Here is a 20,654-nt window from a genome sequence, read left to right as displayed (position 1 = left end):
CAAGGCAATCCCGTCAAAGCGTCGTCTGATGCCGTAAACCCGAAACCGGCCGCTTTTATCGAACCGCAAGCGGTCAAGAAATATGGGGTGTCAATAATATGACGCTTCAGAAATAGCGACGGCGCGAGCGGCTTTCGGTCAGCTCGCGCACCGCCTCGCGGAACTCGCGCAGGCTGGCGCGGATCTCGTCGATCTCACCCTGCTGGTCGGCGACTGGCTGACGAGCCTCGTCGCTGATCGGCGACTGCGGATGATAGGATGTGGACGATGCCGGATAGTGATCTCCATAGGGATCGGTGCGGCTATGATCCGGCCGATAGGAATAGGAATAGCCCTGCTCGTATGGCGGTTGAAAATTCTGTCGCGCCGGGGTTTCAGCCCGAGAATAGCGTTGTTCCCGGTCAGGCGCGCGCCAGACGCTTTCGGGCGGGACGGAGTCCAGATCCACAGTTTCAGCCGGCTCGCGCCGCACGAAATAGCGGAGCGCCGAGGCCAGCGAGCCGAAAAGCCCTGGACGGCCGGCGTCATTGTCCGGCGTCGGCGGCGGTGTGACAGGTTGAGCCGCAGGCGGCGCAGCCACCGACACCGGTTTAGCGGCCGGAGGTGAGGCAGGCGGCGGTGTGAAAGACGCGGCTGGCGGCGGTGTGAATGCCGGAGCCGGAGGCGGCGTAAATGATTTGGCCGGGGGTGGCGTGAAAGTGGGAGCGGGAGGCTGCGGCGTGAAAGACCCGGCCGGCGGTGGCGCGACCGGCGGCGGTGTCACAAGCGGCGGCGCTGGCGGAGCGGCACGGTTGGAAATGTGCCCTACCGTTGGAGCACGATCACCGACCCGGCGGCGCGAGCGCGTGTCGGCCGTCTCGCGCAGGCTGGCAAGGATGCCACGCAACGCGCCGAGGCCGATCCCGGCGAACAGGCCGGCAAACAGACCGGCCACGGCCATCACGGCGCGCGACGGTCCCTTGGCCTGCAGCGGCGCATAGGCCTCCGAAATGACGCTGATGTTGGCGGTGTTGATATCCTTCTGCTCGCCGGTCTCCTTGGCGCGCAGCAGGAACTGCTCGTAGACGGAACGCTTGGCGGCTGCCTCGCGCTCCAGCTCGCGCAGCGAGACCAGGTTGTTGTTGACGTCGCCGCTCTGCACCTTGGCCTGCGCCAGGCGCGAGGAAAGGTCCTGCTCGAGCTGGACGGAGCGCTTCAGGTCGACCTGCAGCGAAGACGCGATGCGCTGCAGCTCGGCGCCTATGCGCTCGCGCGCGCCGGCAAGCTGGGCATTCAACGCCTCGATCTCCGGATGGCGCGGCCCGAGCTTGACCTCGGCACGGTCGGCTTCCTGCTTCAGTGCCGCATATTGCGAGCGCAGCTCGCTCATCATGTTGGAGTTGATCTCCTCGGGCAATGTGCCGCTGAGGACCGAATTGACGTTCAGCGAGCGCGCCGAGGCCGCGCGGGCATTGAGCTCCAGCGTGCGGGCGCGGGCGACGGAGAGCTGCTCGTTGAGCTTCAGCATCTGGTCGTCGCTGATCAGGTGGCCCTGCGCGTCGACGAGGTCGTGCGTCGCCCTGAAATCCTCGACATTGCGTTCGGCCGTCTCGACGCCCTTGCGCAGTTCGTCGAGCCTGGCGGTGAGCTCGTCATTGGCGCGGCCCGCGGTGCTCGACTGGATCTCGCTGGAAATCTGCTTGAAAGCCTTGACCATGGTGTTGGCGATCAGCGCGGATTTCTCGGCGTTCTGCGTCGTGGCGCTGACCGAGACCACGAAAGTCTTGCCGCCACGCTCGACGTCGAGGCTGTCATACAGTTTGCCGACCGCCAGCGCGCGCTTGCGCGCTTCGTCCGCAGCACTCGCATCCTGCCGCGACAGGATCGAGCGGAGCGTCGACATCAGGCCGAAGCCGCCATTTCCCTGGCCGTTGAACTCAGGGTCGTCGGTGAGGTTGAGATCGGTGACGACCTTGTTGAGGACGGTGCCAGAGGTCAGGATGCGGACTTGGTTCTCGACGATGGCAAGCGTCGCATCCGAGGCGACCACGTTCTGCGTCAGGTCGCGGTCGGTGAGCTTGAGGTCGCGCGGATCGACGATGACGTCGGTGGTAGCCTCATATTTCTTCGGCGTCGACAAGGCGATGGCGACGCCGAGCGCGGCGCCCAGGATGGTCGTCGACAGGATCAGCGCCTTGGATCGCGTGATACCGTGCACGACCTGCATCGGGTCGATCAATGGCTTCCATTCCTGGGAATCGTCCCCGGCTGGCGACCGGCTCGTGTGACGCGGTTCGGCGGCAGCTTGCGGCCGCTGGCTCTCCGCTGGGGCTTCATGGAGCGGCTCGGGCGACGCAGGCCGATTTTTTCCGCGCCAATCACGTTCGGGCTCGACCGGCTGGGATTCCGCTTGCCCCTGGTCGTGGCCAAATCCGTCGGTACCGGCAGGCCGCGGATTCAACTTCCCTTCGCGCTCGGAACGCGCGGCGCGATGGCGCGCGGCGGCGTCCTCGCGCCAGGAAGAGTTGGCCCGGTCGCCGATCGAAACCGTGTTGTCGTCGCCACGCATGGCCTGACCGAGCGCCAGCAGGGAACGCTCGCGCCTCCAGTCATCACGGTTATCCCTGTCGACCATTGTTCTGGAACTTGCTCTCTGGCGGCTTGGGCGCGGCGGATGGGCTAATCGTTAAGCCACGCTAAACGGGCATAGGAAACAAAGGGTTAATTTTGCGCCCGGACCCGCACGGTTTCTGGCCTTGTTCGCGGTATTTCGGCTCCGCCGGAGCCCGTCGCCAGAACGCCGCGTTAAACTTTCCGGCCTATCTATCGGCCCCGACATGACCCAGGCCAGCGACATGCCGCAAAGGCGGAGCTTCGCGCGGATCGGCCACTTCGTGGCCACCCGCCGGAAACTGGTATTCGACTATCTCTCGGCGATCAGCGGCGCCGGCGGCCGGCTGGTGTTCTCGCTTGCCTATTTCATCGCCCTGGCCAACACGCTTTCGATCGCCGAGTTCGGCATGTTCGCCACCGCCTCGGCCGCCGGCATCATGCTGTCGCGTATCCTCGCCTTCGGCTTCATCTCGGCGCTCTACCGCACCGCCACGATCCGCCCCAACCTGATCGGCACATTCACCGCCGGTTTCCTGCTTCTTAGCGTGTTGTCGCTGCCGTTCCTCGCCGCGGCCTCCTACATCGTTTACCTGATCTTCTTTTCCGGCACCGTGCCGCTGTCGGCCTTCGCGGCGATCGTCTTCGCCGAGGCGCTGTTGTGGCGGCCGGTGGAAGTGGCGCTGATCGTCAACAACGGGCTCGGCAAGTTCGGGCGCGCGGCTGTGCTCGCCATCCTGGCGACGGCGCTGCGGGCGGTCGGCGCGATCCTGATCATGCTTGCCTCGCAACACAGCATCGGCGTCTGGTCGCTATTCTACATCGGCGCCAACGCAGCCTCGCTCATCGTCGCCTTCGCCTTCTTCTATCCGCGCCAGCGGCTGCGGCTGCGCAGCGAGCTCTATTTCCGGCGGCTCGCCGATTCCGTCTATGTCGCCGGCTCCGAAGTGCTGTTCTATCTGCAGATGGAGTTCGACAAGCTGCTGGTGCTGTCGATCGGCGGACCGCATCTGGCCGGCATCTATGCCATCATCATGCGGCTGGTCGATCTCACCGCGATCCCGATCCGCACCTTCTCGATGATGCTGGTGCAGCGCATGATGCGGGCGCCTGAGCTCCTGTCGCGGCTGGCGGTCAAGAGCGGCATCGAGGGCGGGGTGTTCCTGGTCTCGACGATGGCGCTGCTGTCGCTCGGCATCGTGCTGCATTTCTTCCCGAATGCCCTCGGCAAGAACGTCGCAGAGGCGGCACCGCTGGTGGCGCTGGCGGTCTGCGTGCCTGGACTGCGCAACCTCGTCGAATACCAGGCGGAGCTTCTCTTCGCGCGCGGCCAGACGGCGGTCAGGGCGATCAATCTTGGCCTGCTCGCCGGCTTGAAGGCGGTTCTGCTCACCTATGTGCTGACGACCATCCCCGACACGGCCAATCTGGTGCTGTCGCTCAACATCGTCTTCCTGCTGCTTTATCTCGCCTCGATGCTGCTGACCTATTCGGCGATGCGTCGGCCAGCCAAGGCGATCTGATTCAGGTGAGGCCGGTCTGCAAATGGCGGCTTCCTGCGCTTCCGGTGCTCACGTACTTTAAGTACGCTCCGCTCCGGTTCTCGGAACCCACCTTGTTTGGTCGCTTCGCGCCCGTCTTCGACTCCGACTCGGCCTGACCTGAATCTCAGTGCGGCTTATTGCAGTCCGATCAGGCGGCGGATGCGGCCGATGTCGGTGCCGATGAAGGACTGCATGCCGATCGCCACCTGTTCCGGCGCCATGGTGTCGACGAAGCCGCGGAACTCGTCATCCGAGAGAGGCTCGCCGTTCCAGTGGACGCGGCAGAACTCGTCCGAACCGCGGAAATGGCCGGCGCCGTCGAGCACGTCGTCGACATAGCGGCCATAGATCATGCATTCGGAGAATTTTCGCGCCGAGCCGAGGACGCCGACCCAGTCGCGGCCATGCACCTTCTCAATGCGCTCGCACATCGCGTTGACCGTCTCGCGGCGCCAGGCGATCAACGTCGAGATGTAATCGTGGCTCGTTCGATTGGCGGGATCGATGCCGAGTGCTGTGCCGGCATTGCGCGACCAGATGCGATGCTCGTCGTGTCCGTGGTTCGACAGCACGCCGTCACGCCGGAACAGCCGCACCTTGCCGTCGCGCCAGAAGGCGCCGGTGCCGAAGGGCTTCAGGAAGGCGACGTCGGAATCGCAGAAGACCAGCACGTCTTCCTTCGCCTGCCCGGCAATGGCGATGCGGCGAAGCTGCTGCACGTGCCAGCCGCGCAGCGGCTGCGTTTTCAGACTCAGCCAGATGCGGCGGCGAAAGCCACTCAGCGGATCGTCGAAGACATGCAGCCAGCGCGGCAACAGATCCCGCTCGTCGACGACGCTGCGACGGCTGCCCTCCAGCTGGCGAAACAGCGCGACGTCGCGATGCTCGGTGAGGATGTAATGATGCGCCATGCCGGTAACATGACGATCGATGGTTTCGCACAACAGCCGGCAGCGCTCGAAATCCGGCGCATAGCTCGCGGTGACGATCGCGGCCAAGGGTGTGCGCGGCAGCGGTTCGATTTTGGTCGCGGTATCCGGCACGAAGCGGCTGTTCACCGGCGCGCCTCCAGCGGTCGCGGTCCGAGCGACAGCTTCTGCCTGACGACGCGCCACAGGAAGAGCGGATTGCCGACGATATAGCGGCGCCACAGGCGGCCGGGTTCGATCCACAGGCGGAACAGCCATTCCAGCCGCAGCTGGCGCAGCCAGAGCGGCGCGCGCGGCACCGAGCCGCTCATGAAGTCGAGAAGCGCGCCGACGGCGACCGGCAGCGTGCAATGGCGGCTGTCGATATGGCGCTCGATCCACAATTCCTGGCGCGGAACGCCCATGGCGACGAGCAATATATCGGGCCGCAGCCTGGCGATGCGCTCGAGGATCGCCGGCTCCTCGGCGGCGGAGAAGAAGCCGTCATGGATGACAACGAAATTGTGCTGCATGGAAAGCGTCGACAGCTTCGCGCATGCGGCTTCGGCGTTGGCGCGCGTCGTGCCGAGCAGCGCCACCGTCAGCGGATGCGACGACGCCTGCAGGAAGGCCGGAATGAAATCGGTGCCGTTGAGGTTGCTCGGGAAAGGCGCGCCGTAAAGCAGCTTTGCCGCCATGTCGACGCCGACGCCATCTGGAAGGATGAGGAAGTTTTCCAGCGCCTCGGCAAAGACCGGATCGGTGCAGGCAAGATTGGCATTATGGGCGTTGAGGAAGCTTACCTTGGTGAAGCGGCGCTCGTCGATCAGCCTGGTAAGCAAGGCGATGGCCTCGTCCCAGCGTATGGCAAGCACCGGAATGCCCAGAATGGTCTTGAGCGTATCAAAGCCGAAGGCGGCGCGCGCGGTGTGCATGTTCATGCGGCGACCTCCTGCCTGACGGCGCCGAGCTTCTCCAGGCCAAGCCCGATCGCGGCGTCGAGCGCCTTGAGCTGGCGGCGGTGGAAGGCGCTGCCATCGACGTCGCGGACATTGGCGGCGGCCGCTTGGAGCGCGGCGGCAAAAGCGATCGGATCGTCGGTCACCACGCAATTGTCGGGGCGATAGCCGATGCCGCGCAGCGAGCGGCTGGTGGCGACGGACGGCAGGCCGAGCTCGAAGGTCTCGATGGTCTTCAGTTGCACCCCGCTGCCGGCAGTGCTGATCAACGGAACGACGGCGCCGCCGCGCACGAAGGCTTGCGCGTCCGGAACCCTGCCGACAAAGGAAACGCCGGGATGCTGCGAGCTGACGCCGGAAGGCATGTTGCCGGCGATCCTGATGCGGAAATCCGGCTTCAGATGCGGCACGACCTTGGTCAGGAACCAGTCGAGCCCGATACGGTTCGGCTGCCAGGTCCAGGTGCCGATCAGCGCGGCGTCGCAATCGATATGGCGCTTCGCCTTGCTTGCGGGCGCCTGCGCGCGGGTCACCAGCGGCAGCACCGCCGCGCGTGTGTCGGAGGCGACGCCAAGTGCCGCGCGGTCTTCCTCGGCCAGCGTGAAGACAAAGCGCGCCGCGCCGCAAAGGCGCTGCTCCATGACCTTGAGCAGCCTGGCCTCGCGGCGGAACATCCAGCGCTGAAGGGCGCTGCCGGCCGCAGCCGCATTTTCCTCGGCCGAGCTATGCTCGACATTGTGCGCCACGAACACGAATGGACGGTCGGCGAGAACCTTCTCGAAGGCGCCGGCGAACTGCACCGAATTGAGCACATAGCCATCGAAGGGACCGGCGCGCTCGATCGCGGCGCGAACCTCGGCATCGGAAACGACACGCAGCTTGACCGAGGAAAATGTGAGGCCGGAGAGAACCGCCTTGCCCAGCCAGGAAAGCTTTTGCAGCGGCGAAGCGCTTTCGGTGCGGACCTCGACGGCGTCGAGCACGATGGTGTTTTGCGGATCGGACGGGGTCTTCCCTGGCCAGATGAAACCGATCACCGTCACGCGCACGCCGGCGCGCCGCAGCGCATCGATGATCGCGGCATTGGCAATCTCGTAGCCCGAGGCGAGCGCGCCATCGGGCACGATCGATGTGGCGAACAGCAGATGCATCTCACCTATCCTTAGGTGCAGCCGGTAGCAAAACGCGGTGAAGCCTTGATTAAATGGCACCGTCAAAGGCCAAAGACCCGGCTTTTCCGACAGCCGGGCGAGAAGGTGATTAACGAAACGTTATCACCGCGATGCTATCGAGGGCGCAAACCCACGCTGCTCAAAAACGGATGATCCCTTTGCCGTCCGACGCTTCTGTATCGATCGCGGGACGGTCGCCGGGGCTCGCCGCCGAGAGCGTCGAGGTGGTGGTGACGCTGCCCACCTTCAAGCGGCCGCAGCAGGTGCTGGAAACCCTGGCTTCGCTCAAAGCGCAGCGGACCGAAAGGCGCTTCGCCGTCATCGTCATGGAAAACGAGGCCGAGGCGCGCGAGGGCGCCAAGGCAGTGCTGCCGCTGTTCGAAAGCAGCGAGATGCCGGGACTTGTAATCGTCGCGCATGAGCGCGGCAATTGCAGCGCCTACAATGCCGGCTGGCAGACGGCGATCCTGCAATTTCCCAACTTCAAGTACCTTCTTGTCATCGACGATGACGAGATCGCCGAGCCGGACTGGCTGGAGCGCATGTGCAAGGCCGCCGAGACGCTTCGCGCCGACATCGTCGGCGGCCCGCAAGTGCCGGTCTTCGCCGATCCGAGCCACGTCAGATGGGCGGAACACCCGGTGTTCGCGCCGCCCTACCGGGAAACCGGTCGCGTTCCGGCACTCTATTCGTCCGGCAATTTGCTGGTGGCGCGCAACGTGCTCAAGGCCATGGGACCGCCCTTCCTCGATCTCAGGTTCAATTTCATGGGCGGCGGCGATTCCGACTTCCTCAGCCGTTCCGCGCAGAAAGGCTTCGTGCTCGGCTGGTGCGCCGAGGCAAAAGTCAACGAGACCGTGCCGGCGCGGCGCGTCGAGGCCGATTGGATCCGCGCCCGCAGCCTGCGCAATGGCGTGATCTCGACGCTGGTTGAAAAGAAGAAGCGCGCCGGCACACCGCTTGCCGGCGTTAAAGTTTTTCTCAAAAGCCTGGCGCTGCTCGCGGCCTCGCCGCTGCGCGGGGCCATCCGGCTGGCGCGAACCGGCTCGCTGACGAGCGGCCTCTATCCAGTCTATGTCGCGCTCGGCCGGGTGCTTGCCGAATTCGGATATGCCAATGAGCAGTACCGGCAGCCTGAGAAGAATTGAGCGCGCGCCGCTCAGCGCCGCCTTCACCAGACAAGGCGTGGCGACGGCGATCGCCGCGCTCCTGTTCACCGTCATCATCGTCTCGTTTCGGCCGTTCCAGCCGGCCGGAGCGGAACTGACCGGCGACGGCGGCGACATCGTCAACCAGCTCGGTTTCGGCTCGCTCGGCGCGATCTCCATCTTCTCGCTGCTCGCCTTCGCCGATCCGCGCGTGGTTCGCTCGCTGGTGAGCCCCTCCTGGGCGCTGATGCTGGGCTTCTTCTTCCTGTCGGTGGTGCTCGCCACGGATCCGCCCGCGGCGATGCGCGCGGCCTCCTTCACCATGATCGCCATCATCACCATGGCGACGATCCTGGTGCTGCCGCGCGACGCCGATTCCTTCGCCCGCGTGATCATCTTCACCGCCGTCGTGGTGATCGGCCTTTCCTATATCGGCCTGGTCGTCTTCCCGCATGAGGCGCTGCACACCGCCGATTCGCAGGAGCCGGAGCATGCCGGCCTGTGGCGCGGCGTCTTCACGCATAAGAACATCGCCGGTCCGGTGATGGCCTGTTTCAGCTTCGCCGGGCTCTATCTGTTCCGGCGCGGCCAGCGCTGGTGGGGCGCAGGCATCTTCTGCGCGGCAATGATCTTCATGCTGCACACCGGCTCCAAGACGACCGCCGGACTGGTGCCGTTCTCGATTATGATCGTCGTGCTGCCCAGCCTCATCGGCATGCGGCTCGGCACGCCGATCCTGTTCGCGCTGGCGATCGTCGCGACCGCCGTCGGCACGCTCGGCATCGTCTTCATCCCGCCGGTGAAGCATCTGGCGGCGATCTATTTCCCCGATCTCACCTATACGGGACGCACTACCCTTTGGGAGTTCGCCGGCGAGATGCTGGCGAAGAAGCCATGGACCGGCTACGGCTATGAAAGCTTCTGGGGGACGCCGCTTTTGCTCAACCAGGACCAGCCCTTCGACCGGCCCTGGGATATCCGCACCATCGTGCATGGCCATGACGGCTATCTCGACATCGCCGTGCTGATGGGCATCCCGGCGCTGTGCGTCGCCGTCTACACCTTCCTGATCGCCCCGTTGCGCGACTACATGCGCATCCCGGCGCGCAAGGAAAACATCTTCCTCGGCGATTTCTTCATGATGGTGGTGCTGTTCACGGCGCTGAACGGCTTCCTGGAAAGCTTCTTCTTCCACCGCGGCGATCCGGTGTGGCTGTTCTTCGTTCTCGGGGTGCTTGGCCTGAGACAAGTCTCGCTGCGGCCGATACCGGTTCGCCTCTCGCATTGATCCTGGCCGATCGGCCTGCGCCAAACTGGACTTTCCCGGTGCCCCTCTAGCGTCTAAGGAGAACCTTTACGGAGGTTTTCATGACGATCAGGCTCGTTCTCGCCGGTTGCGGCAATATGGGTTACGCCATGCTCTCGGGCTGGCTGAAATCCGCCAAGCTCGAACCATCGGCGGTTTTCGTGGTCGAGCCCAATGCGGAACTACGCCAGCGGGCCGAGCATCTCGGCTGCCGCGCGGCCGCCGAGGCCGCGGGCATTCCGGCCGATGCCGTTCCCGATCTGGTCGTCATCGCCGTGAAGCCGCAGGTGATCCGCGAGGTGACGGCTGACTACAAGCGCTTCGGCGACGGCAGGACGACTTTCGTCAGCATCGCAGCCGGCACGCCGGTCGCCACGTTCGAAACTATCCTCGGCGAGCATGCACCGATCGTCCGCTGCATGCCGAACACGCCGGCTGCGATCGGCAAGGGCATGATGGTGGTGTTTTCCAATCCGCTGGTCTCCGACGACGTCCGCCGCTTCGTCCTTGAGCTGCTTTCGGCAAGCGGCGTCGTGACGACGATCGACGACGAGGGCTTGATGGATGCCGTGACGGCCGTTTCCGGCTCCGGTCCGGCCTATGTCTTCCACTTCATCGAGGCGTTGACGGTCGCGGCCGAGAAGGCCGGCCTGCCGGCCGAGACAGCCAAGCTGCTCGCCATGCAGACCGTTTTCGGGGCCGCCTCGCTCGCCGCTGAAAGCGACGAGGAGCCGGGCGTGCTGCGCCAGCAGGTGACCAGCCCCAACGGCACGACCGCCGCCGCGCTTGCGGTGCTGATGGGCGGCGACCGCCTGACGAAACTTGTTACGGAAGCGGTCGAGGCGGCGCGGCTCAGGTCGATAGAGCTGGGGAAGTGATCTTCGCCCCATACAGCATCTCGTCCTGGAGCTTGCGCAGGGCGTAGAGTCGCGTCGTCTTGTCGGGCGACGCATTGTCCTGCGTCAACAACTCGCCCTTCTTCACCGGCTTCAGCACCTTGCCGCCTTCGAGCAAGCCGACCGGGACGGCGCGGCTCGCCCGGGCATCGGCAATGGTCATGGTCCAGGAACGGTAGCAGGTTTCGCCGATCGCATCGAAGGTCTCCCCGGCGGCAAGGTCGCGCTTGGCGACCGCGCAAACCTCCGCCACCGGCCTCGGCAAAGGCACCATGTCGGGCTTGCCGTGGAGCATGATGCGGGCTGCGGTCAGCGGCACTTCCAGCGAGGTCAGGTGATAGGGCCGGAACAGGCCGTAATAAGGACCCTTGCCGACATGCAGATCGTCCATACGCTCGACGACGCGCGGATGCATCGCCTCGACGATGACGAAGACCCCGGGCGCGACGCCTTTGCCGATTGTGTAGTCGACTACGCCTTTCCTCGACAGGAGGCCGCCGTCCTCCTTCGGGATCAGCACCTTGGCCAGCTGGTCGCGATCGGCCTTGGGACCGTGCATGCCGGGGACATCAGGCACCAGTCCGGTGGCGTTGGCGATGGCGCACATCTCGACCATGGTTTTCGAGCCGTCGACGAATTCGACCAGCATGCGCGGGTTCATGTTCCGGCGCGCCGCCTCTTCGCGGTAGTCGTCCGGAACGGCGTCGTGGTTGAGCGGGTTGTTCTTGCCCTTGCCGGCCGCGACGACGGTCAGTCCAAGCGCCGAGGCGAATTCGATGAGTTCCATGCAGCTTGACGGCTCGTCGCCCGCGCCGACCGAATAGATCACACCCAGCCGGTCGGCCTGCTGCTTCAGGTAACAGCCGATGGTCACGTCGGCCTCGACATTCATCATCACCAGATGCTTGCCATGCTCCATGGCCATCAGGTCGAAATCGGCGGCGACGCCCGGTTTGCCCGTGGCGTCGATGACGACGTCGATCAGCGGATTGGTGACCAGCATCTCGTTCGAGGTGATGGCGATGCTGCCTCCCTCGATCGCCTGGCTGACCTTGGAGGCGGTTTCGGCTTCGGCGGCCATCGCCTCGTCGCCATAGGCGATGCGGATCGCCTCGCGGGCGGTGTGCGGGCGCCGCGTGGAGATGGCCGCGATCGTTATGCCCGGCATCAGCATGCCCTGCGTCACCAGATCGGTCCCCATCTCGCCGGAGCCGATGACGCCGACGCGCACGGGCCTGCCCTCGGCGGCGCGCCGGGCAAGATCACGGGCAAGCCCGGTCAGGACGACATTGGTCATGCAAGAAGATCCACTGCTCTTTGATTCGGCCCGCAATACAGGGAACGATCACCGTTTGCCAACCAAACCAGCCGGACATGGCGATTTCTTGCGCATTGTTTGCAAAGGCGCAGCAGATTTCCCGGGAGCTTGTATCCAGCGGCCGAACGATTCGCCATTTGTTTCAGGCCATTAACCATTGCAGCCCGCTTTGAATCAAAAATCCCCCGCCGCAGCGCGTCCTATTTTCTGTGCCATTTTTGCTACAGGCTTTGGCCCTAATGCCCGGAATCGCACTTTTAAAGCGTGTCTAATCCATTATGCACTCACATCCTCGAAAAATCTGATAGATACTGCCCGCAGGCTCCGGTGGCAGGCTTGGGCAATAAGCGCCAATAAAAAAATAGATGGCGCGGGGATAGTCACGGGGTAGAAATGACCAGGACGGGTAAGGTTACCGTCGGCTGGCGCGTCGCGCTTGCCATTACGGTGTCGATGCTGGCTTGCGGTAGCGCCAGCGCACTCACGCTCAAAGAAGCCGTTGCCGTCGCAGTGGAATCCAATCCGGAGATTGGCCAGGCGATCGAAAACCGCGAAGCGATCGAATTCGAGCTGCGCCAGGCGAAAGGCCTTTATCTTCCGAGCGTCGATCTGGAAGCTTCGACAGGCGTTCGCCGCCTGGACAATGACACACGGCGCGCGCTCGACGAGGATCACAAAGCCCTCTATCCGAACGAGGCCGACCTTACCGTCTCGCAGACGCTTTACGACAGCGGCGCAAGGCGGGCGGAACTAAATCGTCAGGCCTCGCGGGTCGACGGAGCTTCCTTCCGGGTTCTGGAGCGGTCGGAGTTCATCGGGCTCGCGGTCGTCCAGGACTATCTGGAATACATGCTGCAGGCTTCGATCGTGCTCGAGGCCAAGAAGAACCTTGGCTTTCATCAGTCCATTCTCAGCGACATCAAGCAAGGCATCGCGGGCGGCGCGCTCAACGACGCCGACCGGCAGCAGGCCGAGGAACGCCTTTATGCCGCCAAGGCGCGGATGCAGGAGGCAACCGAAGAACTCGAGGCGGCCAAGATCCGCTTCTTCAAGAATGTCGGCAAGCCGCTGACCAGCCCATCGCGGCCGGCTGACGTCTCAGCCGCCCTGCCGCGGTCGCTGGACGATGCGATCGGGCTTGCCAGGCAGAACAATCCGCGTGTCCACATGGCCAATAGCGATATCGACGCCGCGGCTTCGCTGGTCGACGCGGCGCGGGCGAAATACGGTCCGACGATCACCGCCGAGGGTGTTGCCCGCGGCGGGTACGATATCGATGGCGATAATGGCGACACCAGCGACCTGCAGGCTCGGGTGGTGCTGCGCTGGAATCTGTACCGCGGCGGCATCGACAAGGCCAACGAGCAGGAGCAGATCCGCCGCACCAGCGAGCAGCGTCTGGCGCTGCATCAGGTGCTGCGCGAGATCGAGGAAGCCGTCCGCACCTCATGGGACCGCAGGTTCCGCCAGGCGGAACTGGCACAGACGCTGCGACAGCAGGCGGCCACCAACGAAAAGCTCGTGGCTTCCTATCGTGAGCAGTTCAAGGTCGGACAGCGTTCGCTGCTCGACGTACTCGATGCCCAGAACACGCGCTTCAACACCGCGACACTGGCCGACACGTCGTCCTACGCGTCGCTGTTCGCGGAGTACCGGCTGCTGGCCGCAACCGGGGAATTGCTGAAGACACTCAACATCCAGCCGGCCAAGCAGTCCGCGGCCTACGCTCGTGAGGAATTCGGTGTGCCGGCTACGGCCGATACCGAGACTTATGCGCGGACGCCGTCGGAGCAGAAGAACGATCTGCCGTTCGACATCCTCGCGCCGGTCAGGAAAAAGTAGCCGATGTAAGCATCGATCCCTCAGTCCTTCGGGGCGGATCGTGAACCAGCAACCTCATATCCTGTCGCCCAAGGAGGCTTTCAAAGCCTGCTTCTGCGCCGTTGCGGCCTATCTCGGCAGGCCGAGCGCGGAAACGGTGCTGTTTGCCGGCGTGCCGATTTCGGAGACGCGCATCGAGCCGGACGAAATCCGCCATCTGGCCGAGCGCATCGGACTGGAGGTCCAGGATTTCAGCCATCGCGATTTCCTGCGCGGCCGCTTCGATCTTCCGGCGATCGTCTTCCGCGTCAGCCAATTGCCGGTCGCGCTCCTGGGGGAAATCGAGGGCGGGCAATATCTGACGGCGCCCCAGGAAAACGGCCGCACCACGATCGACAGGGCGGAACTCGCCGAAAACTACATCAGCGGCGGCACGTCCTTTTCGATCACCTATGCCAACACCGCCGAAGAGATGACCGTCGGCACAGCCGCGCGGATCGAAAGACGCCACTGGCTGACCGGCACCATGGGGGCGTTCTGGCGCACCTACTCCAAGGTGGTGCTGTCGGCGGTCTTCATCAATCTGCTGGCGATCGCCTCGCCGATCTTCACCATGAATGTCTATGACCGCATCCTGCCGAACAAGGCGATCTCCACGCTTTGGGTGCTGGCGCTCGGCATTGGCGCGGCCATCCTGTTCGACCTGCTGCTCAAGACGGCCAGGGCATCGCTGATCGATTATGCGGGCCGCAAGGCGGATCTGCGGATTTCCTATCTGCTGTTCGAGAAGGTGTTGAATTCCTCGCTTTCGGCCCGGCCCGGGTCGACTGGTGAATATGCAAACCGTGTCACGCAATACGAGTTCGTGCGCGAGTTCTTCACCTCGAACACCATCAGCGTCTTCATCGACACGGTCTTCGTGTTCGTCTTCCTGGCTGTGATCTATGCCATCGGCGGCTGGCTGGTGATCATACCGGCGCTGGCTTTCGTCATCTCCGTCATCGTCGGGCTGATAACGCAGCGGCGGATCGGCAAGCGAGTCGCCGCCTCGATGAACGAGGCATCGCAGCGCCAGGCCCTGCTGGTCGAATCCATTTCCACGCTGGAGACGATCAAGTCGCTGCGCGCCGAGGCCTATCTCTTGCGCAAATGGGGCGAGCACTCGAAGAATGCGGCCAACACGTCGGAGAAGATCAAGGAGCTCTCGGCGGCTGCGGGCAACATCACCGGCGCCATCCAGCAATTCGTGACGGTCGCCCTGGTCGTTGCCGGCGCATATGCCTTCTCCGAAGGACAGGTCTCGACGGGCGCCATCATCGGCACCGTGATGCTCGCCGGCCGCGCCGTGGCGCCGCTCGGCCAGATCGCGATCACGCTTGCGCGTTTCCGGCAGGCCATGCTGTCGCTCAGGATCATCAACACGATCATGTCGCAGCCTGAGGACCGCCCCGACACGGTCGGTTTCGTCAACCGGCCGATCCGCAGCGGCGCGCTCGTCTTCAAGAATGTCGGTTTCGCCTATCCCGGCACGGAGAACGAGGTTCTGAGCGGCCTCAACATCGCGGTCAAGCCTGGCGAGCGGATCGGCATCATCGGCCGCATCGGTTCCGGCAAGACCACGATGGGCCGGCTGATCGGCCGGCTTTTCCTGCCGACGTCGGGGGAGCTGCTCATCGACGGCATCGACATCCGCCAATACCATCCGTCGGAGGTTCGCGCCGCGGTCGGCATCGTCGCGCAGGCCGGCGACCTGTTTTCGGGAACCATCAAGGAGAATCTCTTGATGGCGGCGCCGGAAGCGACCGACGAGGAGATCATCGACGCGGCGAAGGCCGCGGGCGTCGACGACTTCGTCTCGCGGCATCCGCGCGGCTACGACATGAATGTCGGCGAGCGCGGCACCAATCTCTCGGGCGGGCAAAGGCAGTCGGTGGCGATCGCCCGGCTGCTTTTGACGAAGCCGAAGATCGTCTTCCTTGACGAGCCGTCGGGTTCGATGGACCTCGCCTCGGAACGGCAGTTGATCAAGCAGCTCAAGGTGGCATTCGACCGCAGCACGACGCTGATCGTATCGACCCATCGCTACAGCATGCTGGAGCTGGCCGACCGCCTCATTGTCATCGATCAAGGCCGCGTCGTCGCAGACGGGCCAAAGGAACAAGTCATCCAGGCACTGCAAAAAGGCAGTGCCTGACCGGAACGCGGACATGCTTGCAAGGGAAGACCGGCCACCTCTTTTCGCCTCGGCGTCCGTCTACATCGTCGGCGCCCTGTTCGTGTGCTTCACGGGCTGGGCATCCTTTGCCGAGGTGGACGAGATCGCGCGCGGCGACGGCAAGGTGATACCTGCCTCGAAAACGCAGGTCATCCAGGCCAGCGAAGCCGGCGTCGTGCAGGAGATCGCCGTCCAGATCGGCCAGACCGTCAAGAAGAACGACCTCATCATCCGTCTCGACAATTCGGGCAACACGTCGAGCCTGGGCGAAGAGAAGGCCAAGGCGCGAGCGCTGCAGGCACGCATCGCGCGGCTGCAGTTCGAGCAGAGCGGCAATGTCGAAGGGTCCTTCCCCTGCCCCACGGAGATCCAGACGGTCGCGCCGGAAATCTGCGACAACGAGCAAAAACTGCTCGTCGCGCGGCGCGACAATTTCGAAGTCAAGCTGTCGGTTCTCAAATCGCGCCTCGACCAGCGCGAGAAGGAGCTGGACGAGGCCACCGCCAATTCCGACCGCCTGTCCAAAAGCCTGGCCGTGACCGACCAGGAAGCGGCGCTGGTGGAACCCATGGTCAAGAAGGGCTTGATGGCTAGGACCGAGCAGATCCGCGTCGAGCGCGAGCAGACGGACCTGCACGGACAGCTGACGCTGGCCGGAGAGACCATCAAAAAGACCCAGGCGGCAATCACCGAGGCGCAGCTTCAGGTGAACGAGCTCGGCCTGCAATTGCAGCAGGAAGCGCTGAGCGACCTGACGCAAGCGCTGGCCGATCTTTCCGTCGTCGACGAAACCATCCGCGGCGCCACCGACAAGGTCGCGCGCACCGATATACGCTCGCCGGTCGACGGCATCGTCAACACGCTCGACGTCAACACGCTCGGCGCCTTCGTGCAGCCGGGCGCGGTCGTGGCCGGCATCGTGCCGACATCCGAGACGCTGCTGGTCGAGGCACGGGTTTCGCCGCGCGACGTCGCCTTCATCCAGCCGAACCAGGAAGCGCTGATCAAGGTCACGGCCTATGACTTCTCGATCTTCGGCGGCATCGAGGGCAAGGTCTCCAACATCACCGCCGACAGCCTCGTCGACCAGAAGACGGGCGAACCCTACTACCAAGTGCGCGTCGCCACCGAGAAGTCGACGCTGACAAGAAACGGCAAGACCTATTCGATCATCCCCGGTATGATCTGCTCGGTCGACATCAAGACCGGACGCAAGACGATCCTCAATTATCTCTTGAAGCCGATCAACAAGGCGCGTCAGGAGGCGATGAGTGAACGATAGCGCCATCCGCCCGGACACTCCGCGCGAACGGCTGCTGCCGGCGCTCGCGGCCGAGGATTTCGGCCCGGAATTCCGTGTCGTGGCGCGCGGCGGCGTGCGTCGCGGCATCCGCCTGGAGCGTGCCTTCTGGGTGTCGCTCAAGCACATGGCGGAAAGCCGCAAATGCACGATCGGCATGCTGGTCGAGGAGATCGCCGAACATCATCCGGACCAGGGCAACCTCACCTCGGCGATCCGTGTCGCCTGCATGCGCGGCCTCGCCGAGGAAAGCATGGAATTGCGCAAGCTCGCCTCGATCCGCACGATCAACGCGATCCTGGTCGCCTGCCCATCACCGGCCTTCGCGCTGTCGTCGTCCAAGAAGATCCTGGCCTTCAACACGCCGTTCCAGCAACTGGTCAGGCGCCAGTTGCCGAGCGCGCCGGGAGACGATGGCCGGCAGGATCTGAAGCTGGCGCTCGATCTCAACGTCACCGACATCTTCGCCAGGCTTGACGCCAATGGCGAAACGCCGGTCACCAGCGGCTTCGTCATCGGCGCCGGCGAGCGGCGCTATCGTGGCCAGCTCAGCGCCGTGCGCGCGCCTGTCGCCGAACCGGAACTTCTGATGGCGTTCGTCTTCAACGGCTAGAGCCAGTCGGCCTACTGCTTCGATGCGACAGTTGGTTCCGGCGAGCCTTCGCCGGGCGCCACCGTCGCAAAGCCGCCAGCGATGTCGGCGATCTGCGCGCCGGACTTCGACCCGTGGATCCAGGCGCGATCGGTGCTGAAGGAATAGAGCGGAACATAGTCCGGCAGATCGCTGTCGCGCAGGACGGCGTTGCCCAGGCTGTCGAGGATGAAGGCGCCGCTTGCCGTGCTGACCGACAGGACTGCATGGAAGAACTTGCGGCGGCGATCCTGGAGCACCACCAGCGACATGCTCTGCGCCGGAATGCCGGCCCTGAGCAGCGCCGCCATCTTGAGTATGGCGAAGTCCTCGCAATCGCCGGCGCGATGCTCGAGGATTTCCGAAGGTTTTGCCCAATAGTCGAGCTTGCCGTAGACGACGCTGTCCTTGCGATAGGCGATCAGGCGGTTGATGCTTGAGTTGACGAAGGACAGCTTGTCGCGAAAGCCCTTGCCGGCGGCAATGTCGATGATCTCGGAGAATGCCGGGCTCTCGCGATCGCAGGCGCTGCCCGCCGTGCAGTCGACGATGGCCTTGTAGACGGGAGCCCAGCGCGCCGCGACCGGGAAGTTGCGCATCGACAGGGCGACGGAGCCGAAAACGCCGGGAATGATGGAGGCGGTCTGGATCGGGTCGATGCCGGGATCGGCCTTGGCGCCGGAAAGCGCTTCAACCTCGGCCGCCGGCGCGTAGCCAGCCGAGATGTCGGCGATGCGGTATACGGCGGCTGGCTGCCAGGACTGCGGCCGGGCCAGCGAAACGCCGCCGAGGCTCGCCGGCGCATCCACCTTTTGCAGGGCCGGATCCAGGCCCAAATCCACGCTGGCGGATGATGGATTTGGCAGGCCGACGAGGCCGACAGCCAGCAAGAGAACCTTGATCCCCGTCATTCCCGGGGCTGCTTTTTGTATTTTCATAACGCCCACCTTTGACTGTGGACGCTACCAATCTTGTCTCAAATTATCGGAAAGGAAGGTGGGTAAATTTCCACGAATCACTCTATTCTATTTTCGATCAAATTTTATTCAAATTTATACTTTGATTTACCAAACCGTCGCCGGGCGCTGCAGCCGATCCCGAGCCCCTTAAGATCATACATAACGGAGTATATCATCGCAATTTACCAAGTGTAAAAAATGCGATTCTCTACATATTTGAATATATGAAATAGATGAAAGGTCTGTTGCAAAGTCCGGGCCTGACATGTCTCTTTCCGGGAAATGCCGGAGGGGCTTGAGCTATGACGACCAATATCGAATTCGACGCCGTTTCAAATTCCTGGGACGAGCACACCAGCGCCGCTGAAAACCATAACTCGACGGGTGTCCAGGTCGCGCAGGCGACCACCGGCCAGGCGGCGAGCGAGCCCGTGCCGGTTGATGTCGGCAGCGGCGCGCCGGCGCAGGGCGCGGCCAATGCGCCGGCTGCAAACCAGCCGGCAGCCAATGCGAACGCCCCCAACGCTCCGGCTTCCAATGCCGCCCAAGGAAACGCACCGGCCGCAAACGCGCCGGCGGCGAACACCGCGGCTGCGAATGTACCGCATGAATATCATGCCGAAGCCGGCAATGTCGTGAAGCTCCCGGCCAATGTCTCGATCGACAACATCAAGGTCGACGGGCACAACCTCGTGCTGGTGCAGCCCGACGGATCCGAGATCGTCATCAAGGACGGCGCGCTCAACGTGCCGACCTTCATCATCGGCGATGTCGAGGTGCCGCGCGTGGCCCTCATCGCCGCCCTCGAGGCGAGCCATGTCGATGTCGCCTTCGGCGCCGACGGCTCGATCTCCGCCGGCGGCAACGGCTCGCCGAGCAGCGCGGGCGGCAATTTCGAACAGCCCCCGGGCGGCATCGGCGACGGCTTCGGCCTTACCGCCCTTCTGCCGCCGACGGACCTGGCGTTCGGCCAGCCGGAGCATCGCGACCTGTTCCCGGGGTTGCTGCCCGATTCCACGCCGACGATCGGTGATCTGAACCCTGAAACGAGCGGCGGCGACACCATCGTCTACGAAAAGGGCCTGCCGACAGGCTCGGGTGAGCTGGCGGACCATGACGGGAGCAACGACAGCGATCCCTCCGAGCACAACACCGGCACCTTCACCATCACCTCACCCGACGGCATCGGCTCGGTGAATATCAACGGCCAGGTGATCTCGGGCGCAGCCCTTGCCGACAGTGCCAACGTGCATGTCAACGTCACCACGCCGCTCGGCATGCTGACCATCACCGGCTACGATGCCGGCACCGGCCAGGTGAGTTATACCTACACGCTGGAGCATAGCGATCAGCATCCGGACGGCAACGGAACCAATTCCACCTTCGACAACATCACGGTGATCGTCACCGACACTGATGGCGACGTCTCGCTTCCCGGCACGCTCTCGGTCAAGATCGTCGACGACGTTCCGACGGCGCATGACGACAGCGCCACGCAGGCGGCGGAGAATGCGGCGGTCGCGGTCGACGTCAAGGCGAACGACACGGCGGGCGCCGACGGCGTCGACTGGAGCGGCGTGACGCACACAGTTCCGCAGAACGGTGCGAACCCGGCGACGGGAACCCTGACCTACAACAGTGACGGAACCTTCACCTACACGCCCGGCGCGGGCGAACAGGGTACGGTGACGTTCGACTACACCATCAAGGATGGCGACGGCGACACCTCGACGGCGACCGTGACGATCACGCTGCTGACCGACTCGACACCGACGATCACGGTGACGCCGACCGGTGGTGAGCCCGCGGTCGACGCGCAGGCGGTGGTCGACGAAAAGGGCCTGCCGGCCGGCACGGGCGAACTGGCGGACCCGGCCCCGAACACGGA

General features: G+C 64.1%; 16 protein-coding genes. 10 read left to right on the top strand and 6 right to left on the bottom strand.

The window, feature by feature from the left end:
• Window positions 1-106: 106 nt before the first annotated feature.
• Window positions 107-2,206, bottom strand: a complete 2,100-nt coding sequence (locus EN852_RS16135; RefSeq protein ID WP_281407792.1) for a GumC family protein — start codon at window positions 2,204-2,206, stop codon at window positions 107-109.
• 57 nt (window positions 2,207-2,263) lie between these two features.
• Here EN852_RS16135 and EN852_RS42345 point away from each other — a divergent pair, with 57 nt between their 5' ends.
• Entirely contained in the window at window positions 2,264-2,662 is a 399-nt protein-coding gene (locus EN852_RS42345) for a hypothetical protein (RefSeq protein WP_246694305.1), read from the top strand.
• 154 nt (window positions 2,663-2,816) lie between these two features.
• On the top strand, window positions 2,817-4,112 hold the full coding sequence (locus EN852_RS16130; RefSeq protein WP_127875885.1) for a lipopolysaccharide biosynthesis protein: 1,296 nt from the start codon (window positions 2,817-2,819) through the stop codon (window positions 4,110-4,112).
• Window positions 4,113-4,267: 155 nt separating this feature from the next.
• Here EN852_RS16130 and EN852_RS16125 read toward each other — a convergent pair whose 3' ends face one another.
• The 3 genes from EN852_RS16125 to EN852_RS16115 are packed head-to-tail and all read right to left on the bottom strand — an operon-like array spanning window position 4,268 to window position 7,151.
• Entirely contained in the window at window positions 4,268-5,191 is a 924-nt protein-coding gene (locus EN852_RS16125; protein WP_127875886.1) for a DUF6492 family protein, read from the bottom strand.
• Entirely contained in the window at window positions 5,188-5,982 is a 795-nt protein-coding gene (locus EN852_RS16120) for a WecB/TagA/CpsF family glycosyltransferase (protein ID WP_127875887.1), read from the bottom strand. Before EN852_RS16120 ends, EN852_RS16125 begins: the two co-directional genes overlap by 4 nt.
• The gene (locus EN852_RS16115; protein ID WP_127875888.1) at window positions 5,979-7,151 is read right to left on the bottom strand and encodes a glycosyltransferase family 4 protein; all 1,173 of its coding nucleotides are present in this window, start codon (window positions 7,149-7,151) and stop codon (window positions 5,979-5,981) included. The genes EN852_RS16120 and EN852_RS16115 overlap by 4 nt, the downstream gene beginning before the upstream one ends.
• A 170-nt stretch (window positions 7,152-7,321) precedes the next feature.
• Here EN852_RS16115 and EN852_RS16110 point away from each other — a divergent pair, with 170 nt between their 5' ends.
• The 3 genes from EN852_RS16110 (at window position 7,322) to proC (ending at window position 10,504) form a co-directional block, all read left to right on the top strand.
• The gene (locus tag EN852_RS16110; protein WP_127875889.1) at window positions 7,322-8,320 is read left to right on the top strand and encodes a glycosyltransferase; all 999 of its coding nucleotides are present in this window, start codon (window positions 7,322-7,324) and stop codon (window positions 8,318-8,320) included.
• Window positions 8,289-9,608, top strand: a complete 1,320-nt coding sequence (locus EN852_RS16105; RefSeq protein WP_127875890.1) for an O-antigen ligase — start codon at window positions 8,289-8,291, stop codon at window positions 9,606-9,608. The genes EN852_RS16110 and EN852_RS16105 overlap by 32 nt, the downstream gene beginning before the upstream one ends.
• A gap of 80 nt (window positions 9,609-9,688) precedes the next feature.
• On the top strand, window positions 9,689-10,504 hold the full coding sequence (gene proC / locus EN852_RS16100; RefSeq protein ID WP_127875891.1) for a pyrroline-5-carboxylate reductase: 816 nt from the start codon (window positions 9,689-9,691) through the stop codon (window positions 10,502-10,504).
• On the opposite strand, the gene EN852_RS16095 is transcribed toward proC, so the two are convergent.
• On the bottom strand, window positions 10,479-11,819 hold the full coding sequence (locus tag EN852_RS16095) for an NAD(P)H-dependent oxidoreductase (protein WP_127875892.1): 1,341 nt from the start codon (window positions 11,817-11,819) through the stop codon (window positions 10,479-10,481). The two genes, proC and EN852_RS16095, sit on opposite strands and share 26 nt — an antisense overlap.
• Before the next feature lie 414 nt (window positions 11,820-12,233).
• Here EN852_RS16095 and EN852_RS16090 point away from each other — a divergent pair, with 414 nt between their 5' ends.
• The 4 genes from EN852_RS16090 to EN852_RS16075 are packed head-to-tail and all read left to right on the top strand — an operon-like array spanning window position 12,234 to window position 17,789.
• Entirely contained in the window at window positions 12,234-13,682 is a 1,449-nt protein-coding gene (locus EN852_RS16090; RefSeq protein WP_127875893.1) for a TolC family protein, read from the top strand.
• A gap of 40 nt (window positions 13,683-13,722) precedes the next feature.
• A complete protein-coding gene (locus EN852_RS16085) occupies window positions 13,723-15,855 on the top strand; it encodes a type I secretion system permease/ATPase (RefSeq protein WP_127875894.1) in 2,133 nt (710 codons plus the stop codon).
• A 13-nt stretch (window positions 15,856-15,868) separates the two neighbouring features.
• Window positions 15,869-17,158: an HlyD family type I secretion periplasmic adaptor subunit gene (locus tag EN852_RS16080; protein ID WP_127867380.1), complete on the top strand. Its 1,290-nt coding sequence runs from the start codon at window positions 15,869-15,871 to the stop codon at window positions 17,156-17,158.
• Window positions 17,148-17,789 carry a ribbon-helix-helix domain-containing protein gene (locus tag EN852_RS16075; RefSeq protein WP_127875895.1) on the top strand — a complete coding sequence of 214 codons (642 nt, stop codon included), beginning with the start codon at window positions 17,148-17,150 and terminating at the stop codon, window positions 17,787-17,789. The genes EN852_RS16080 and EN852_RS16075 overlap by 11 nt, the downstream gene beginning before the upstream one ends.
• 11 nt (window positions 17,790-17,800) lie before the next feature.
• Here the strand turns inward: EN852_RS16075 and EN852_RS16070 are convergent, their stop codons facing one another.
• The gene (locus EN852_RS16070; RefSeq protein WP_348643443.1) at window positions 17,801-18,718 is read right to left on the bottom strand and encodes a transglutaminase-like cysteine peptidase; all 918 of its coding nucleotides are present in this window, start codon (window positions 18,716-18,718) and stop codon (window positions 17,801-17,803) included.
• Between the two features lie 350 nt (window positions 18,719-19,068).
• Here EN852_RS16070 and EN852_RS16065 point away from each other — a divergent pair.
• Window positions 19,069-20,654, top strand: a 1,586-nt coding sequence (locus EN852_RS16065; RefSeq protein WP_189545999.1) for an Ig-like domain-containing protein, incomplete at its 3' end; no start/stop codon positions are given.

Source organism: Mesorhizobium sp. M2E.F.Ca.ET.209.01.1.1 (assembly GCF_004010375.2).
Taxonomy (GTDB): domain Bacteria; phylum Pseudomonadota; class Alphaproteobacteria; order Rhizobiales; family Rhizobiaceae; genus Mesorhizobium.
This window is presented reverse-complemented; position numbering and strand designations above follow the sequence as displayed.

What these genes read in the sequence shown, in the direction of transcription:
- EN852_RS16135 (WP_281407792.1), bottom strand. Translation starts at nt 2,206, where the DNA reads ATGCAGGTCGTGCACGGTATCACGCGATCCAAGGCGCTGATCCTGTCG.
- EN852_RS16130 (WP_127875885.1), top strand. Translation starts at nt 2,817, where the DNA reads ATGACCCAGGCCAGCGACATGCCGCAAAGGCGGAGCTTCGCGCGGATC.
- EN852_RS16120 (WP_127875887.1), bottom strand. Translation starts at nt 5,982, where the DNA reads ATGAACATGCACACCGCGCGCGCCGCCTTCGGCTTTGATACGCTCAAG.
- EN852_RS16115 (WP_127875888.1), bottom strand. Translation starts at nt 7,151, where the DNA reads ATGCATCTGCTGTTCGCCACATCGATCGTGCCCGATGGCGCGCTCGCC.
- EN852_RS16110 (WP_127875889.1), top strand. Translation starts at nt 7,322, where the DNA reads ATGATCCCTTTGCCGTCCGACGCTTCTGTATCGATCGCGGGACGGTCG.
- EN852_RS16105 (WP_127875890.1), top strand. Translation starts at nt 8,289, where the DNA reads ATGAGCAGTACCGGCAGCCTGAGAAGAATTGAGCGCGCGCCGCTCAGC.
- proC (WP_127875891.1), top strand. Translation starts at nt 9,689, where the DNA reads ATGACGATCAGGCTCGTTCTCGCCGGTTGCGGCAATATGGGTTACGCC.
- EN852_RS16095 (WP_127875892.1), bottom strand. Translation starts at nt 11,819, where the DNA reads ATGACCAATGTCGTCCTGACCGGGCTTGCCCGTGATCTTGCCCGGCGC.
- EN852_RS16090 (WP_127875893.1), top strand. Translation starts at nt 12,234, where the DNA reads ATGACCAGGACGGGTAAGGTTACCGTCGGCTGGCGCGTCGCGCTTGCC.
- EN852_RS16080 (WP_127867380.1), top strand. Translation starts at nt 15,869, where the DNA reads ATGCTTGCAAGGGAAGACCGGCCACCTCTTTTCGCCTCGGCGTCCGTC.
- EN852_RS16070 (WP_348643443.1), bottom strand. Translation starts at nt 18,718, where the DNA reads ATGACGGGGATCAAGGTTCTCTTGCTGGCTGTCGGCCTCGTCGGCCTG.